We start from the raw sequence: 15,882 nt of genomic DNA on the forward strand, positions 1-15,882 counted from the left end.
CTCGTTCAAAAACGCGGCAGGTCCGGGAACGGAACCTCGCCGTGGTGCACGTGCAGCTTGCCGAATTCGGCGCAGCGGTGCGGGGTCGGGATCGCCTTGTCCGGATTGAGCAGCGCGACCGGGTCGAAGGCGTGCTTGACCGCGAAGAAGGCGTCGAGCTCCTTGCGCCCGAACTGCACGCACATGGAGTCGATCTTTTCCTTGCCCACGCCATGCTCGCCCGTGATGGTGCCGCCCACTTCGACGCACAGCGCCAGGATCGCCGCCCCGAAGGCTTCGGCGCGCTCGAATTCGCCGGGCGCGCTGGCGTCGAACAGGATCAGCGGGTGCATATTGCCGTCGCCGGCGTGGAACACGTTCGAGCAGCGCAGGCCATAGGTCTGTTCCATCGCGGCGATGCCGGCCAGCACCCGCGCCAGCTGCTTGCGCGGGATGGTGCCGTCCATGCAGTAATAGTCGGGCGAGATGCGGCCCGCCGCCGGGAAGGCGTTCTTGCGGCCGGACCAGAAACGCACCCGCTCCGCTTCGCTCTGCGACACCGCGATCGCGGTCGCGCCGGCGCACGCGAGCACCGCGCTCATGCGCGCGATTTCCTCGGCCACCTCGAGCGCCGTGCCGTCGGCCTCGCACAGCAGGATCGCAGCGGCGTCGAGGTCGTAGCCGGCCTTCACGAAGGGCTCGACCATGCGCACCGAGGTGCGGTCCATCATTTCGAGACCGGCCGGGATGATGCCGGCCGCGATCACGTCGGCCACCGCATTGCCGGCCGTGACCACATCGCTGAACGACGCCATGATGACCTGGGCCAGCGCCGGCTTCGGCACCAGCTTCACCGTCACCTCGGTGACGATGCCCAGCATGCCTTCGGAACCGATGAACACCGCCAGCAGATCCAGGCCCGGCGCATCGAGCGCTGCGCCGCCCAGTTCGACGATATCGCCCTCGATGGTGGCGACCCGCACCCGCAGCACATTGTGCACCGTCAGGCCATATTTAAGGCAGTGCACGCCGCCCGAGTTCTCGGCCACGTTGCCGCCGATGGTGCAGGCGATCTGTGACGACGGGTCGGGCGCGTAGTACAGGCCGAACGGCGCGGCGGCTTCGGAGATTGCCAGGTTGCGCACGCCAGGCTGGACGACGGCGGTGCGCGCCAGCGGGTCGACGCGCTTGATCTGGCTCATGCGCGCAGTGGACAGCACGACGCCGTCGCGGATCGGCAGCGCGCCGCCCGACAGGCCGGTGCCGGCGCCGCGCGGCACGATCGGCGCCTGCAATTCGCGGCAGACGTCGAGGATGGCCAGCACCTGCGCCTCGTCGGTCGGCAGGGTCACGACCAGCGGCAGCTGGCGGTAGGCGGCCAGGCCGTCGCATTCATAGGGCCGGGTGTCTTCGGGGTCGGACAGGACAGCACCCGCCGGCAGGCGCGCGCGCAGGGCCGCCGCCACCTGAGCGCGTCGCTCGGCGGGGTCGGATGCGGCCATGCCTGCGGAATCGGGAACGAGGTCGTGCATGCTTCGATTGTAAGCACAATTGCCACATTTTGTCGTATGCTCGTCCCATCGTTTTTTCTCACCAACGCATAAGGCAACATCATGGGCAACCGCCTCTCGAAAATCGCGACCCGCACTGGCGACGACGGCAGCACCGGCCTGGGCGACGGCAGCCGCACCGGCAAGGACAGCGCGCGCATCCACGCGCTGGGCGAAGTCGACGAGCTCAACTCCTTCGTCGGCCTGCTGCTGTGCGAAGACATGCCGGCTGCATTGCGCGAAGAGCTGGTCTCGATCCAGCACGACCTGTTCGACCTGGGCGGCGAGCTGTGCATCCCCGGCTACCAGATGATCAAGGAAGAACACGTGGCGCGCCTGGACGGCCTGCTCGAGAAATACAACGCCGACCTGCCGGTGCTGAAGGAATTCATCCTCCCGGCCGGCTCGCGCGCGGCCTCCACCGCCCATGTCTGCCGCACCGTGTGCCGGCGCGCCGAGCGCGCCATCGTGGCCCTGTCGAAGGCGGAGCAGATCCACGCCCACCCGCGCCAGTACGTCAACCGCCTGTCCGACCTGATGTTCGTGCTGGCGCGCGTGCTGAACCGCCATGCCGGCGGCAGCGACGTGCTGTGGCAGCACGAACGCAAGCGGGGCTGATCCATGGACGACAAGGTGATGGATGACTTCATCGGCGTCTATGACGACGCGCTCAGCGCGCAGCAATGCGACGCGCTGCTGGCGCGCTTCGAGGCCAGCGACAAGGTCGTGCGCGGGCGCACCGGCAACGGCGTCGACGTCGACAAGAAGGACAGCTACGACATCACCATCAACCTGCACCGCGAGTGGGACGACGTCACCCAGCTGCTGCTCGAGACGATGACGCGCCACCTGGTGCAGTACGTCGATCGCTACCGCATGCTGCTGATGGGCTCCCTGTCGCCGACCCTGGAGCATCCGCAGACCGGCACGCCGACGGTGCTATCGATGGACAACTTCGAGGAAGTGGGCCGCCCGTATATCGAAGACCTGGTGCGCGTGCTGTACCGCCCCGGCACCATCAACCTGCAGAAGTACCGGCAGAACAGCGGCGGCTACCACCACTGGCACTCCGAGATCTATCCGCAGAACGCCAGCTGCGATTCGCTGCACCGCGTGCTGCTGTGGATGTTCTATCTCAACGACGTGGAAGATGGCGGCGAGACCGAGTTTCTGTACCAAGGCCGCAAGATCGCGCCCAAAAAGGGGCGGCTGGTGATCGCGCCGGCGGGCTTCACCCATACCCACCGCGGCAACGTGGCCAGGAGCGGCGACAAGTACATCGCTACTTCCTGGATCCTGTACCAGCGCGCCGAGGCCTTGTTCGGGCAGCCGGGATAAAAAAACCGCTTTCTACGGAAAGCGGTTTTTCTTTCGTGCCTACGCGTATCGCGCAATCAGCCGTTATTCACGACCAGCCGCGGCTCGCCTTGCGCCACCAGGCGCGCGCGGATCGACGCTGCGATGCCCTTGGCATCCAGGCCCACCGACGCCAGCAGCGCTTGCGGATCGCCCTGGTCGATGAAGTTGTCGGGCAGGCCCAGGTTCAGCACCGGCTTGGCGATGCCGGCGGCGGCCAGCGCTTCCATCACGGCGGCGCCGGCGCCGCCCATGATGCAGCCCTCTTCCACCGTCACCAGGAAGTCGTGCTCTTGCGCCAGGCGCTTGACCAGTTCGACGTCGAGCGGCTTCACGAAGCGCATATTGGCCACGGTCGCATCGAGTTCGTCGCCCGCCTTGAGGCTCGGCGCCACCATCGAGCCGAAGGCCAGGATCGCGACGCCCTTGCCGGTGCGGCGCACCTCGCCCTTGCCGATCTCGATCGAGCTCAAGGCCTCGGCGATCTGGGCGCCGACGCCGGCGCCGCGCGGATAGCGCACCGCGGCCGGGCCGGGATAGTGGTAGGCGGTGGTCAGCATCTGGCGGCACTCGTTCTCGTCCGACGCGGCCATCACGACCATGTTCGGGATGCAGCGCAGGTAGGCCAGGTCGTAGTTGCCGGCGTGGGTCGCGCCGTCGGCGCCCACCAGGCCCGCGCGGTCCAGCGCGAAGGTCACGTCCAGGTTCTGCAGCGCCACGTCGTGGATCAGCTGGTCGTAGGCGCGCTGCAGGAAGGTCGAATAGATCGCGACCACCGGCTTGAGGCCCTCGGTGGCGATGCCGGCGCCGAAGGTCACCGAGTGCTGCTCGGCGATGCCGACGTCGAAGTAGCGCTGCGGGTACTCCTGGTGGAAGCGCACCATGCCCGAGCCTTCGCGCATGGCCGGCGTGATGCCGACCAGGCGCTTATCGGCGGCGGCCATGTCGCACAACCAGTTGCCGAATACCTCGGTATACGTGATCTTGCTCGGGGCGGTGGACGGCTTGATGCCCTCGAGGTGGTTGAACTTGCCGGTGCCGTGGTACAGGATCGGCTCGGCCTCGGCCAGCTTGTAGCCCTGGCCCTTCTTGGTCACCACGTGCAGGAATTGCGGGCCCTTGAGCTTCTTGATGTTTTCCAGCGTCGGGATCAGCGAATCGAGGTCGTGGCCGTCGATCGGGCCGATGTAATTGAAGCCGAACTCCTCGAACATCGTGGCCGGGACCACCATGCCCTTGGCGTGTTCTTCGAGCTTGCGCGCGAGATCCAGCACCGGCGCCGGCAGCACGCTCTTGCCCACGTTCTTGGCGGCGGCGTAGAACTGGCCCGACAGCAGGCGCGCCAGGTAGCGGTTCAGGGCGCCGACCGGCGGCGAGATCGACATGTCGTTGTCGTTCAGGATGACCAGCAGGTTGACGTCGTCCTCGACGCCCGCGTTATTCAGCGCCTCGAACGCCATGCCGGCGGTCATGGAGCCGTCGCCGATGACGGCGATCGCATGGCGGTCCTCGCCCTTGATCTTGGCCGCGGTGGCCATGCCCAGCGCCGCCGAGATCGAGGTCGACGAGTGGGCGGTGCCGAAGGTGTCGTACTCGCTCTCGTCGCGCTTCGGGAAGCCCGACAGGCCGTTCAGCTGGCGCAAGGTGGGCATGCGGCCGCGGCGGCCGGTGAGAATCTTGTGCGAATAGGTCTGGTGGCCGACGTCCCACACGATGCGGTCGCGCGGCGTGTCGTACACGTAGTGCAGCGCGATCGTCAGCTCCACCGTGCCCAGGTTGGACGACAGGTGGCCGCCGGTCTTGGACACCGACTCGAGCAGGAACTGGCGCAGCTCGTGCGCCAGCGGGGTGAGCTGAGTGCGCGGCAGCTTGCGCAGGTCGGATGGGTCGTTGATTTTTTCTAGCAGGTTCATTTAGGCCTTCCGCTGCACGATCAGGTCTGCCAGTTCGCGCAGACGCTGTGCTTTGTCTCCAAATGGCGCCAGCGCTTCGTGCGCGTCACGCCGCAGTTGTTCGGCCAGCGCGCGCGATGGCTCCAGGCCGAGGATCGACACATAGGTCGGTTTGTTGTCGGCCGCGTCCTTGCCGGCGGTCTTGCCCAGCGTGGCCGAATCGGCGGTGGCGTCGAGCACGTCGTCGACCACCTGGAACGCCAGGCCTACAGCGGCGGAATACGCATCCAGCGCTTCGAGTTCGTGCGTTGCCAGGTCGCGCCCGGCGAGCGCGCCGAGCAGCACCGACACGCGCAGCATGGCGCCGGTCTTCAATTGGTGCATGCGCTCGAGCTGTTCGCGGGTGAGCGACAGGCCGACGCTATCGAGGTCGATCGCCTGGCCGCCGCACATCCCGTTCGAGCCGGCGGCCTGCGCCAGCAGGCGCACCATCGTCAACTGGCGCGCCGGCGGCACCGCCGCGGCATCAAGGCTGGCCACCACCTCGAAGGCGTGCGCCTGCAGGGTGTCGCCGACCAGCAGCGCGGTCGCTTCGTCATAGGCCACGTGCACCGTCGGCTTGCCGCGGCGCAGGGCGTCGTCGTCCATGCACGGCATGTCGTCGTGCACCAGCGAATACACGTGAATCATCTCGACCGCGCTCGCGACCCGGGCCAGCGCCGCGGGGTCGGCGTCGAACAGCGCGCCGGCGGCATACGCCAGCAGCGGGCGCACGCGCTTGCCGCCGCCGAGCGTGGTGTAGCGCATCGCCTCGTGCAGCTTGTGAGGCACCTGGTCGGCGGGCGGCAGGAAGGCGTCGAGCGCTTCCTCGACCCTGGCCTGGACGTCGCGGGTCCAGGCGCTGAAATCCTGCACCGTCATTGCGTGACCTCGTCGTCGCTGAATGGCTTGAGCATGTCGCCCTCGAGCACCTTGACCTGGGACTCGACTTTTTCGAGCTGGGCGGCGCAATACTTGACCAGTTCGGAGCCGCGCGCATAGGCCGCGACCGAGGCTTCCAGCGGCAAGGCGCCGGATTCCATCTGTGTCACGAGCTGGGCCAGTTCGGCCATCGCCTGCTCGAAGGATTGCGGAGGCGCCGCGGCTGCTGCCGGCGCGCTGTCCGCTGTCATATTCTTTGCCATAAGTCGGTTTCGTGAAGGCGCCCAGTTGTGCGCCGTGGGTCAGTCCAATCGCGTATTTTAGATCAATCCCACCCCACGGGGGGCGCACATTGCAGCATTCACAACTGGCAGGTGCGTCATGAATCCGGCCGACGCCCTTTATTTGTCCCCTCCCTGCCCCTTTTCCAATATGAAAACCATGCCTCATCGGCAACACATCAAGCGCCGCGCACCACAATCTCGCGCCGGCCCAAGACGGTAGAGCCTGTTACGCAGTATAATCTCCGGTTCTGTCCGAAATACCGTATTCCTCTACTTAAATACTGGTCTTTGGATTCTTTCTCTTCTTTGGAAGCTACCTTAAAGGGGGGTTGGGATGTCCGATCTGGCTACCCACGCCAAGCTGGCGCGCTCGAACGCACAGCTTCCGGTAAATGTTTATTTTGACGACGCGCTCCTCAAGCGCGAGATGCAGCAACTGTTCCACAATGGCCCGCGCTACATCGGCCATGAATTGATGGTGCCGGAAACCGGGGACTTCGCGACGCTCGCCTCCGAACACGAAGGCCGCATGCTGGTGCGTAACGCGGGCGGCATCGAAGTGCTTTCCAACGTCTGCCGCCACCGCCAGGCGCTGATGTTCAATGGCCGCGGCAATGCGAAGAACATCGTGTGCCCGCTGCACCGCTGGACCTATGACCTGAAGGGCGAATTGATCGGCGCACCGCATTTCGCGGACACGCCGTGCCTGAACCTGTCGAAAACCCCGCTGCAGAACTGGAACGGCCTGCTGTTCGAACAGAACGGCTACAACGTGATGGAAAAGCTCGGCAAGCTGTCGGTGACGAAGGACCTCGACTTCTCGGGCTATATGTTCGACCACGTCGAGATCCACGAGTGCGACTACAACTGGAAGACCTTCATCGAGGTCTACCTGGAGGATTACCACGTCGAGCCGTTCCACCCGGGCCTGGGCAACTTCGTCTCGTGCGACGACCTGAAATGGGAATTCGGCAGCGACTACAGCGTGCAGACCGTGGGCGTGAACCGCGCGCTGCAGAAGGCCGGCTCGCCGGCCTATAAACGCTGGCAGGAGCAGGTGCTGAAGTTCAACAACGGCCAGCCGCCGAAGTACGGCGCGATCTGGCTGACGCTGTACCCGAACATCATGGTCGAGTGGTATCCGAACGTGCTGGTGGTGTCGACCCTGTGGCCGGACGGCCCGCAGAAGACCCGCAACGTGGTCGAGTTCTACTACCCCGAAGAGATCGTGCTGTTCGAGCGCGAATTCGTCGAGGCCGAGCGCGCCGCCTATATGGAAACGGCGGTCGAGGACGACGAGATCGGCCTGCGCATGGATGCCGGCCGCAAGATCCTGCTGGCGCGCGGCGTCAACGAGGTCGGTCCGTACCAGTCGCCCATGGAAGACGGCATGCAGCACTTCCATGAGTGGTATCGCAGCAGGATCACATTCTAACCTTCAAGTCGTAAAACCGGCGCCGCACCCCGGCGCCCGGACCGCGCGGCGCCAATGCCGCACGGTCCTTCACTGGAAATCCGATGGCTTCCCTCTGGATGTTGTACGCCAGCTTCGCGTTCGCCGCCATGGGCGCGGGCGTGAAGCTGGCTTCCGAGTTCTATTCCACCTCCGAACTCCTGATGTACCGGGGCCTGATCGGCACCCTCATCCTGCTGTTCATGGTGCGCCGCCAGGGCGGCACCTTCAAGACGGATTTCGGCAAGGCCCACCTGTGGCGCAGCCTGGTCGGCGTGACCTCGCTGTGGCTGTGGTTCTTCGCGATCGGCCGCCTGCCGCTGGCCACCGCGATGACGCTCAACTACATGGCGCCGATCTGGATCGCGGCCGGGATGTTCGTCATGGGCTGGTGGACCAAGACCAAGCATGCCGAGTGGCCGCTGGTGGTAGCGATCGCCTCCAGCTTCTTCGGCGTGACCATGGTGCTGCAGCCGGCGGTCGAGAGCAACCAGTGGCTGGGCGGCCTGGCCGGCGTGTGCTCGTCGATGATCTCGGCCATGGCCTATATGCAGGTGCGCAAGCTCGGCCAACTGGGCGAACCGGAATACCGCGTGGTGTTCTACTTCTCGCTGACCACGACCCTGGTCGGCCTCGTCGCCACCCTGGCCGGCGACGGCCCGCAAGGCGCCCTGTTCCATGCGCACACGGCCTACGGCTTCGTGCTGCTGCTGGGAATCGGCAGCGCCGCCCTGATCGCCCAGATGTGCATGACCCGCGCCTACCGCGTGGGCAAGGTGCTGGTGGTGGCCAACCTGCAGTACACCGGCATCGTGTTTTCCACCCTGTGGGGCCTGATCCTGTGGGGCGACGCCTTCGACTGGCATGTGTGGCTGGGCATCGGCGTGATCCTGCTCTCAGGACTGGCCGCGACGTTCTACAATACCCGCAAGACGGCGCGCGGCGCCGTCGTCAAGGACCAGGACCCCGTGGTCAGCGAATCGTAGAAGGAGACTTAACGCCATGTTCAAGACCCTGATTTCGGCCAGCCAGCTGGCCCCTCATATCGACGACCCGACATGGGTCGTGGTGGACTGCCGCCACGACCTGGTGAACCTCGCCGCCGGGCGCGAAGGCTATGCCGCCGGCCACCTGCCGAACGCGGTGTTCGCCGACATCGAGACCGTGCTGTCGGGCGCCAAGCGCGGGCCTGACGGCGTGTTCCTCGGCCGCCATCCGCTGCCGGAGAAGGAAGCGCTGGCGCAAGCCCTGCAGGCGTTCGGCATCGATGACGACACGCAGGTGGTCGCCTACGACGCCCACGGCGGCATGTTCGCGGCGCGCCTGTGGTGGCTGCTGCGCTGGCTGGGCCACGAGGCGGTGGCGGTGCTCGACGGCGGCATGGGGGCCTGGCAGGCGCTGGGCCAGCCCTTGTCGACCGAGACGCCCGCCAGGCCGCGCGGCAGCCTGAGCGTGCGCGCGCCCTTCGTGCCGACCGTGACGGTGCGCGAGGTGATGGACAACCTGGAAAGCGGCCAGCGCATCGTGATCGACGCCCGCGCGGCCGACCGCTTCCGCGGCGAGAACGAAACGATCGACCCGGTGGGCGGCCACATCCCGGGCGCCAGGAATCGCTTCTTCAAGGACAACCTGCAGGCCGACGGCCGCTTCAAGGCCCCGGAAGACCTGCGCGCGGAGTTCGGCGCCCTGGTCGACGATCCGCAGCGCGCCATCATGCAGTGCGGATCGGGCGTGACCGCCTGCCACAACCTGCTGGCGCTGGAAGTGGCGGGCATGCCGGGCGCCAGCCTGTATCCGGGATCGTGGAGCGAGTGGGTGGGCGACGCCTCGCGGCCGGTCGCGAAAGGCGCGGATTGAACGAAAAAAAGGGCTTCTTCGCGAAGCCCTTTTTCTTTAGAAGGCGTGCAGCGCCACCACGATCGCCACCCCGAGGGCGATCAGCAACACCTGCGGCACCGATTCCTTCAGGGTTGCCCGGCGCTGCATCTGCGGCATCAGGTCGCTCACCGCGATATAGATGAAGCCCGACGAGGCGAACACCAGCACGTAGGGAATCAGGCCGCTGGCCTGGTCCAGCGTGAAGTAGCCCAGCAGGCCGCCCGCCACCGCCAGCAGGCTGCACAGCAGGTTGAACACGTAGGCGCGCAGGCGCGAGAAGCCGGCGTTGAGCAGCACGATGAAGTCGCCGATCTCTTGCGGGATTTCGTGGGCGACGATGGCCAGCGCGGTCACGATGCCCACTTCCGGGTCGGCCAGGAAGGCCGCCGCGATCAGGATGCCGTCGGTGAAGTTGTGCATGCCGTCGCCGAGCAGGATCATCCAGCCCGACTTGCCGGCCTCGCGCGCGTCATGGCCGTGGGCGTGGTGGTGTCCGTCGCCCTCGTGGTGGTGCGAATGGCGCAGCAGCGCCACCTTTTCCAGCAAGAAGAACGCCAGCAGGCCCGCCAGCAGGGTGGCGAACAGGCTCTTGATGTCGGCGCCCGATTCGAACGCTTCCGGCAGCGCGTGCAGCAGCGACGTCGCCAGCATGATGCCGACCGACAGGCTGACCATCTTTTCGACCACTTTCGACAGCAGGGCGAACGAGAAAAGCGCAGCCCCGGAAATGCTGACGACGCCGGCGATCACGGTCGCCAGCAGGATGGAACTCAGGGTCGGGTCGATAAGCGGGTCGATTTGAAAGCCTCTTGTTCTGTTCTTGCGACGATCCGCAAACCGGGCATTGTACCGCTCCCGGCCCGCGCTCGTCCAAGAGCCCGCCCAAAGCGGCAGGCTCGCGGGCCGTCGCCCGTCAGGCGACGCCGTGCTTGCGGAACCACGCCAGCGCGCGGTTCCAGCCATCCTTGGCGTCAGCCTCGTTGTAGGTCGGGCGGTAGTCGGCGTGGAATGCGTGGTCGGCGTCCGGATACACGTGGATCGTCGAGCGGCTGTTGCCCTTGTCCAGGGCGGCCTGCATGCGCTTGACCGTGTCCAGCGGGATGCCGCCGTCCTTGCCGCCGTACAGGCCCAGCACCGGCACCTTGAGGTTCTGGGCCACGTCGATCGGGTGTTTCGGCGTGTTCGGGGTCGCCTCGCCCACCAGGCGGCCATACCAGGCCACGCCCGCCTTGACGTCCAGGTTGTGCGCCGCGTACAGCCAGGTGATGCGTCCGCCCCAGCAGAAACCGGTGATCCCCAGTTTGGTGGTGTCGCCGCCACGCTGCTTGGCCCAGGCCACCACGGTGTCGAGGTCGGACATGACTTGCGCGTCCGGCGTTTTGGAGACGATGTTCTTGATCAGGTCCGGAATGGCCTCGACCTTGGTCGCGTCGCCCTGGCGCACGAACAGGTCGGGCGCGATCGCCATATAGCCCTGCTTGGCGAAGCGGCGCGCCACGTCCTTGATGTGCTCATGCACCCCGAAGATCTCGGACACCACCAGGATGACCGGGACATTGGTCTTGCCGCGCGGCTGGGCGCGGTAAACGGGCACGTCCTGGCCCTCGATGACCAGGATGCTGTCGGCCGCGTCGAGGCCTTCGGCATCGGTCTGGATCCGGGTCTGCGCGACCACCGGCAGCGCGGCCGCGGCGAAACCGGTGCCGACGGCCGCCTTCAGGAAATCGCGCCGCTTCACGCCGTCGTCGTAGGCGCTGGCGCCCAGCAGGCTGTGGGCATCGTTGACGAGATCTTTCATGGACATCCCCTTTCTGGTCAGAGTTGGACAGGCTTGCCAGTTTAGCATCGCTTGCGGCGACTGCACGCGCGGCACGGATGGGCACGGCGAATGCTCCCAGCGCCCGCCGCCTGCGTGCTGTCGCTGGTGCGCGCGGGCGCCATCGGGCTCGATGACGACGTCTGCATCCACTTGCCGGAACTGGCGAAGTTCGAACAACCCTTCCCGCTGCGCAGCCTGCTCAATCACAGCAGCGGTATCCCGGACTATTTCCAGTTCATCGAATCCCAGTTGTCGCGCCACGAGGCCGACTATTTCGACAACCGGATGATCCTGCAGGTGATCGCTCGTCTCGACACCGTCGCCTTCCCCACGTCGACCGGATACCGCTACAGCAATAGCAACTACATCCTGCTTGCCGCCCTGGTGGAGCGCCTGAGCGGCAGGTCGCTCGGCCGCTATGCGCGAGAAAAGCTGTTCGATCCGCTGGGGATGCGGCGCATCGCGTTCGACGAGGACCGCTTCAGTATCATCGAACACCGGGTCTTCAGCTATGAAGCCGATCGCGCGCGTCCCTTCGGCTACAAGCAGCACCTGGGCAATGCCAACACGGTTGGAGATGGCGGCGTCTACGCGAGCGTCAATGAACTGCTACGCTGGGAAAAAGAATGGCATCGCCAATGGGCCGATCCAGCGAGTCTGTTGCGCGCGATGCTGCAGGCTTCGCCCTTGCTGGACGGTTCGGTGCCGGCTTACCGCTTCGGGCTGGAGGTGACCCAGCGCGCAGGCCATGACGTCGTATTCCACAGCGGCGGCCTGTGGGGATTCGACACGCTGATCCTCAGGATACCGGCCCACCGCATGTCGGTCATCCAGCTGGCGAACTGCGAGGCGGCGCAATCCGATATGGAAAAGATCGTGGCTGCCGCCCTTGATCAACATTGATCGGAACGGCGCCTACCTGGCCTGGTCGAACAGCAGCGGCATCTTGCCGTCGACCGCGAGCCGTTCCATATAGCTGCACACCGCCGGCGGGAACTGTAGCCCGTCGACGATGCTCAGCGAACGCAGAATCGGCCACAGCTTGACGTCGCCGAGGATCGGCACGGCCTTCTTGCCGACCAGGCGCGTGGGCGTCTCGGCATCGTCTTCCATGACGACGATGATCTCGAAGGGCAGATTCTTCAGACCCAGGGCCAGCCGCGCGCGGCTGCAGAAAGGGCAATGCTCGCATATAGAGTTTCAAGAGTCCTCCATGGACGATGTGCAGGCGCCTGGCCGCGTCGCTACATCAGTACGCTATCAGTGCGCCTCCTCCCAATTCTTGCCGACACCGGTCTCGGCCAGCAGCGGCACGTCGAGCTTGGCCACACCCGCCATCAGCTCCGGCAGCTTGACCCGCACCAGTTCCAGCTCGGCTTCCGGCACCTCGAGCACCAGTTCATCGTGCACCTGCATGATCATGCGGGTGCCCAGCTTCTCGTTCTCGATCCAGCCCTGCACCGCGATCATCGCCAGCTTGATCAGGTCGGCCGCCGTGCCCTGCATCGGCGCATTGATCGCCGCGCGTTCGGCGCCGGCGCGGCGCGGGCCGTTCGGCGAATTGATCTCGGGCAGCCACAGGCGGCGGCCGAACACGGTCTCGACGTAGCCGCGCGCCTTCGCTTCCAGGCGCGTGTTGTCCATGTACTGCTTCACGCCCGAGAAGCGCGCGAAATAGCGGTCGATGTAGCTCGAGGCGGCCGAACGCTCGATGCCCAGGTTCTGGGCCAGGCCGAAGGCGCTCATGCCATAGATCAGGCCGAAGTTGATCACCTTGGCGTAACGGCGCTGCTCGCTCTGCACGTCGGCCGGCGGGATGCCGAAGATCTCGGCGGCGGTGGCGCGGTGGATGTCCTCGCCGTCGGCGAACGCTTTCAGCATCGCCGCGTCGCCCGAGATGTGCGCCATGATGCGCAGCTCGATCTGCGAATAGTCGGCCGAGACGATCACGTGGCCCGGGGCGGCGATGAAGGCTTCGCGGATGCGGCGGCCTTCGGCGTTACGCACCGGGATGTTCTGCAGGTTCGGCTCGTTCGACGACAGACGGCCGGTGATCGCCACCGCCTGCGCGTAGTTCGTGTGCACGCGGCCGGTGTTCGGGTTGACCATCTTCGGCAGCTTGTCGGTATAGGTCGACTTCAGCTTCGACATGCCGCGGTGCTCGAGCAGGATCTTCGGCAGCGGATAATCCTCGGCCAGCTTTTGCAGCACCTCTTCGTCGGTCGACGGCGCGCCGGTGGCGGTCTTCTTGATCACCGGCAGGCCAAGCTTGCCGAAGAAGATCTCGCCGATCTGTTTCGGCGAACCCAGGTTGAACGGGCCGCCGGCCGCCTCATAGGCCTGCTGCTCCAGTTCCATCATGCGCTTGCCCAGCTCGCCCGATTGCACGTCGAGCAGCGCGCTGTCGATCAGCACGCCGTTGCGCTCGATCTTGTGCAGCACTTCCATGGTCGGCATCTCGATCTCGCGGTAGATGTAGGCGAGGCCCTTGTCCTTCTCGACTTCCGGCAGCATGCTCTGGTGCAGGCGCAGGGTGATGTCCGAATCCTCGCCGGCGTACTCGGTGGCGCGCGCCAGCTCGACCTGGTCGAAGCAGATCTGCTTGGCGCCCTTGCCGCACACGTCCACGTAGGGAATCGTGGTGTAGCCGAGGTGGCGCATCGCCATCGTGTCCATATCGTGCGGCTTGTGCGACTCGAACACATACGATTGCAGCAGCGTGTCGTGCACGATGCCCTTCAAGGTCACGCCATGGTTGGCGAAGATGTGCATATCGTACTTGAGGTTCTGGCCCACCTTCGGCTTGGCTGGATTCTCGAGCCAGCCGCGCATTTTTTCCAGCACGTGCTCGCGCGACAGCTGGTCCGGCGCGCCGGCGTAGCGGTGCGCCACCGGGATGTAGGCGCCCTTGCCCACCTCGACCGACAGCGAGATGCCGACCATCTCGGCCGCCATCGGGTCGAGCGAGGTGGTTTCGGTGTCGACCGAGGTCAGCTCGGCCGCGTCGACCAGCGCCAGCCATTTGTCGAGCTGCTCGTCGGTCAGGATCGTTTCGTATTCACCTTTGATGACCGGCATGCCGGCCAGGGTCGCCGCGCCTTCCGGCGAGTTCAGCGGTCCGCCCCCCGGCGCACTGCCGGCGGCCGGACGCACGCTGCCGTCGCCCGGCTTGGCGCCGCCCAGGTCGCGCAGCATGGTCTTGAAACCATAGCGCTGGAAAAAGTCGCGCAGCGCCTCGGCGTCTTCCGGACGGCCGACCAGCGACTCTTCGAACGAGATCACGTGCTTGACCAGGTCGCAGTCGGTCTTGACGGTGATCAGTTCGCGTCCCTTCGGCAGCCACTCGAGGGCCGCCTGCAGGTTGGCGCCGACGGCGCCGCCGATGCTGGCCGCGTTCTCGATCACGCCGTCCAGCGAGCCGTGCAGGGTGAGCCACTTGACGGCCGTCTTGGGGCCGCACTTGGCCACGCCCGGCACGTTGTCGACGGTGTCGCCGATCAGGGTCAGGTAGTCGATGATGCGGTTCGGCGCCACGCCGAACTTGGCCAGCACGCCGGCCTCGTCCATGCGTTCGTTGGTCATGGTATTGATCAGCATGACCTTGTCGTTGACCAGCTGGGCCAGGTCCTTGTCGCCGGTCGAGACCACGGTCTTCATGCCGCGCGCGGTGGCCTGCACCGCCAGGGTGCCGATCACGTCGTCCGCTTCGACGCCATCCACCATCAGGATCGGCCAGCCCATGTAGCGCACCACTTCGTGGATCGGTTCGATCTGCTTGCCCAGGTCTTCCGGCATCGAGGCGCGCGTTGCCTTGTATTCGGGATACAGGTCGTCGCGGAAGGTCTTGCCCTTGGCATCGAAGACGCAGGCGATGTAGGCGGCCGGAAAGTCGGCGCGCAGGCGGCGCAGCATATTGACCATGCCGTGCATGGCGCCGGTCGGGAAGCCGTCCGGGCTGCGCAGGTCGGGCAGCGCGTGGTAGGCGCGATAAAGATAACTGGAACCGTCAACGAGCAGCAGGGTATTGTCCATAGGGGGGCGACATTCAGGAGTTCGGCAGGCGGCGCCATCGGTGGCGCCAGGGTAAGCGCCATTATCGCAGAATCCGCATCAGCAGCCGCGCCTGAGCTTCAAGGCACTTGTCCCTCTGTAAACATAAGGTTTTGGCACACTTTTCACTGGGCAGGGACGCTGTTTGCTACAATGGACTAAACGACATTAGGTGACCATCATGCTGCGCTCGACATCCCGCTTCGCCCTCCTGACGCTTTGCCTGCTCGCCGGCTCGGCCGCGGCCCAGCAGTCGGCGTTGCCCCCGACGCAACCGACGCCGACGCCGCCGCAGAACCAGCAGCGGCCCAGCGATGCGCCGCCCGAACTCGAACGCATCGAGCCGGGCAGCGACACGCCGGCGACCACGATTCCGCCGCGCCAGCGCACCAAGATCACGGAGCGCCGCAGCAACGACGGCACGGTCACCCAGGTCGAGGTAGAAAGCGGCCCGAGCCGCTACACCATGAAGCCCAACGTTGCACCAGGTAACGCCCAACCCGGCGATGCCACCAGCAACAACATCCGTGCCCCACAATGGACGGTGATGGAATTCGACTTTGGCAATCCCAAGAAGCAGGACACAGCCGATCAGCCGGTCGCGTCGGCCCCCGCGCGTCCGGGCGTGCCCGCCCGCGCCGACGTGCCGCCGCCGCCCGCGCTGGAGCCGACCACCAAACAATGACCCCACCAGCCGCGG

The 15,882-nt window shown here is 65.9% G+C and carries 15 protein-coding genes; 7 read left to right on the plus strand and 8 right to left on the minus strand.

Annotated elements, in window-relative coordinates:
• Nucleotides 1-5 precede the first annotated feature (5 nt).
• Nucleotides 6-1,511, minus strand: a complete 1,506-nt coding sequence (locus LO55_RS02895) for an FAD-linked oxidase C-terminal domain-containing protein (protein ID WP_071360379.1) — start codon at nt 1,509-1,511, stop codon at nt 6-8.
• A gap of 81 nt (nt 1,512-1,592) precedes the next feature.
• Here LO55_RS02895 and LO55_RS02900 point away from each other — a divergent pair, with 81 nt between their 5' ends.
• Complete coding sequence (locus LO55_RS02900) at nt 1,593-2,147, plus strand: cob(I)yrinic acid a,c-diamide adenosyltransferase (protein WP_005668037.1); 555 nt, start codon at nt 1,593-1,595, stop codon at nt 2,145-2,147.
• A gap of 3 nt (nt 2,148-2,150) precedes the next feature.
• Complete coding sequence (locus LO55_RS02905) at nt 2,151-2,867, plus strand: 2OG-Fe(II) oxygenase (protein WP_229410033.1); 717 nt, start codon at nt 2,151-2,153, stop codon at nt 2,865-2,867.
• A 56-nt stretch (nt 2,868-2,923) separates the two neighbouring features.
• Here LO55_RS02905 and dxs read toward each other — a convergent pair whose 3' ends face one another.
• From dxs to LO55_RS02920, 3 genes are read right to left on the minus strand one after another with little or no spacing between them, the layout of a single operon-like run.
• Nucleotides 2,924-4,798 (minus strand): 1-deoxy-D-xylulose-5-phosphate synthase, encoded by a 1,875-nt coding sequence (dxs, locus tag LO55_RS02910; RefSeq protein ID WP_071360380.1) that lies wholly within the window; start codon nt 4,796-4,798, stop codon nt 2,924-2,926.
• Nucleotides 4,799-5,698 (minus strand): polyprenyl synthetase family protein, encoded by a 900-nt coding sequence (locus tag LO55_RS02915; protein WP_071360381.1) that lies wholly within the window; start codon nt 5,696-5,698, stop codon nt 4,799-4,801.
• Nucleotides 5,695-5,949 (minus strand): exodeoxyribonuclease VII small subunit, encoded by a 255-nt coding sequence (locus LO55_RS02920; protein ID WP_040777212.1) that lies wholly within the window; start codon nt 5,947-5,949, stop codon nt 5,695-5,697. The genes LO55_RS02915 and LO55_RS02920 overlap by 4 nt, the downstream gene beginning before the upstream one ends.
• Nucleotides 5,950-6,316: 367 nt before the next feature.
• On the opposite strand from LO55_RS02920, the gene LO55_RS02925 reads away from it, so the two are divergent.
• The 3 genes from LO55_RS02925 to LO55_RS02935 all read left to right on the plus strand — a co-directional run bounded on the left by LO55_RS02925 (nt 6,317) and on the right by LO55_RS02935 (nt 9,292).
• Nucleotides 6,317-7,417, plus strand: a complete 1,101-nt coding sequence (locus LO55_RS02925; protein ID WP_071360382.1) for an aromatic ring-hydroxylating oxygenase subunit alpha — start codon at nt 6,317-6,319, stop codon at nt 7,415-7,417.
• A gap of 83 nt (nt 7,418-7,500) precedes the next feature.
• Nucleotides 7,501-8,421 (plus strand): DMT family transporter, encoded by a 921-nt coding sequence (locus LO55_RS27420; RefSeq protein WP_071360383.1) that lies wholly within the window; start codon nt 7,501-7,503, stop codon nt 8,419-8,421.
• Between the two features lie 16 nt (nt 8,422-8,437).
• Nucleotides 8,438-9,292 carry a sulfurtransferase gene (locus LO55_RS02935; protein WP_071360384.1) on the plus strand — a complete coding sequence of 285 codons (855 nt, stop codon included), beginning with the start codon at nt 8,438-8,440 and terminating at the stop codon, nt 9,290-9,292.
• Nucleotides 9,293-9,328: 36 nt separating this feature from the next.
• Here the strand turns inward: LO55_RS02935 and LO55_RS02940 are convergent, their stop codons facing one another.
• Nucleotides 9,329-10,063 carry a ZIP family metal transporter gene (locus LO55_RS02940; protein WP_071360385.1) on the minus strand — a complete coding sequence of 245 codons (735 nt, stop codon included), beginning with the start codon at nt 10,061-10,063 and terminating at the stop codon, nt 9,329-9,331.
• Nucleotides 10,064-10,226: 163 nt separating this feature from the next.
• The gene (locus LO55_RS02945; RefSeq protein ID WP_071360386.1) at nt 10,227-11,111 is read right to left on the minus strand and encodes a dienelactone hydrolase family protein; all 885 of its coding nucleotides are present in this window, start codon (nt 11,109-11,111) and stop codon (nt 10,227-10,229) included.
• A gap of 90 nt (nt 11,112-11,201) precedes the next feature.
• On the opposite strand from LO55_RS02945, the gene LO55_RS02950 reads away from it, so the two are divergent.
• On the plus strand, nt 11,202-12,035 hold the full coding sequence (locus LO55_RS02950) for a serine hydrolase domain-containing protein (RefSeq protein ID WP_229410035.1): 834 nt from the start codon (nt 11,202-11,204) through the stop codon (nt 12,033-12,035).
• A 12-nt stretch (nt 12,036-12,047) separates the two neighbouring features.
• On the opposite strand, the gene LO55_RS02955 is transcribed toward LO55_RS02950, so the two are convergent.
• Entirely contained in the window at nt 12,048-12,326 is a 279-nt protein-coding gene (locus tag LO55_RS02955) for a glutathione S-transferase N-terminal domain-containing protein (protein ID WP_083415136.1), read from the minus strand.
• A 66-nt stretch (nt 12,327-12,392) separates the two neighbouring features.
• Nucleotides 12,393-15,164, minus strand: coding sequence for a DNA polymerase I (polA, locus tag LO55_RS02960; protein WP_071360388.1), 2,772 nt, complete (start codon nt 15,162-15,164; stop codon nt 12,393-12,395).
• 199 nt (nt 15,165-15,363) lie between these two features.
• Between polA and LO55_RS02965 the strand changes: the two genes are divergently transcribed.
• Complete coding sequence (locus tag LO55_RS02965; protein WP_071363669.1) at nt 15,364-15,867, plus strand: hypothetical protein; 504 nt, start codon at nt 15,364-15,366, stop codon at nt 15,865-15,867.
• Nucleotides 15,868-15,882 lie beyond the last annotated feature (15 nt).

Source organism: Massilia timonae (genome assembly GCF_001866515.1).
GTDB lineage: Bacteria > Pseudomonadota > Gammaproteobacteria > Burkholderiales > Burkholderiaceae_D > Telluria > Telluria timonae.

Excerpts from the sequence above, each read along its gene's own strand:
- LO55_RS02895 (WP_071360379.1), bottom strand. The coding sequence starts at position 1,511 with ATGCACGACCTCGTTCCCGATTCCGCAGGCATGGCCGCATCCGACCCC.
- LO55_RS02900 (WP_005668037.1), top strand. The coding sequence starts at position 1,593 with ATGGGCAACCGCCTCTCGAAAATCGCGACCCGCACTGGCGACGACGGC.
- LO55_RS02905 (WP_229410033.1), top strand. The coding sequence starts at position 2,151 with ATGGACGACAAGGTGATGGATGACTTCATCGGCGTCTATGACGACGCG.
- dxs (WP_071360380.1), bottom strand. The coding sequence starts at position 4,798 with ATGAACCTGCTAGAAAAAATCAACGACCCATCCGACCTGCGCAAGCTG.
- LO55_RS02915 (WP_071360381.1), bottom strand. The coding sequence starts at position 5,698 with ATGACGGTGCAGGATTTCAGCGCCTGGACCCGCGACGTCCAGGCCAGG.
- LO55_RS02920 (WP_040777212.1), bottom strand. The coding sequence starts at position 5,949 with ATGACAGCGGACAGCGCGCCGGCAGCAGCCGCGGCGCCTCCGCAATCC.
- LO55_RS02925 (WP_071360382.1), top strand. The coding sequence starts at position 6,317 with ATGTCCGATCTGGCTACCCACGCCAAGCTGGCGCGCTCGAACGCACAG.
- LO55_RS27420 (WP_071360383.1), top strand. The coding sequence starts at position 7,501 with ATGGCTTCCCTCTGGATGTTGTACGCCAGCTTCGCGTTCGCCGCCATG.
- LO55_RS02935 (WP_071360384.1), top strand. The coding sequence starts at position 8,438 with ATGTTCAAGACCCTGATTTCGGCCAGCCAGCTGGCCCCTCATATCGAC.
- LO55_RS02945 (WP_071360386.1), bottom strand. The coding sequence starts at position 11,111 with ATGAAAGATCTCGTCAACGATGCCCACAGCCTGCTGGGCGCCAGCGCC.
- LO55_RS02950 (WP_229410035.1), top strand. The coding sequence starts at position 11,202 with ATGCTCCCAGCGCCCGCCGCCTGCGTGCTGTCGCTGGTGCGCGCGGGC.
- polA (WP_071360388.1), bottom strand. The coding sequence starts at position 15,164 with ATGGACAATACCCTGCTGCTCGTTGACGGTTCCAGTTATCTTTATCGC.
- LO55_RS02965 (WP_071363669.1), top strand. The coding sequence starts at position 15,364 with ATGCTGCGCTCGACATCCCGCTTCGCCCTCCTGACGCTTTGCCTGCTC.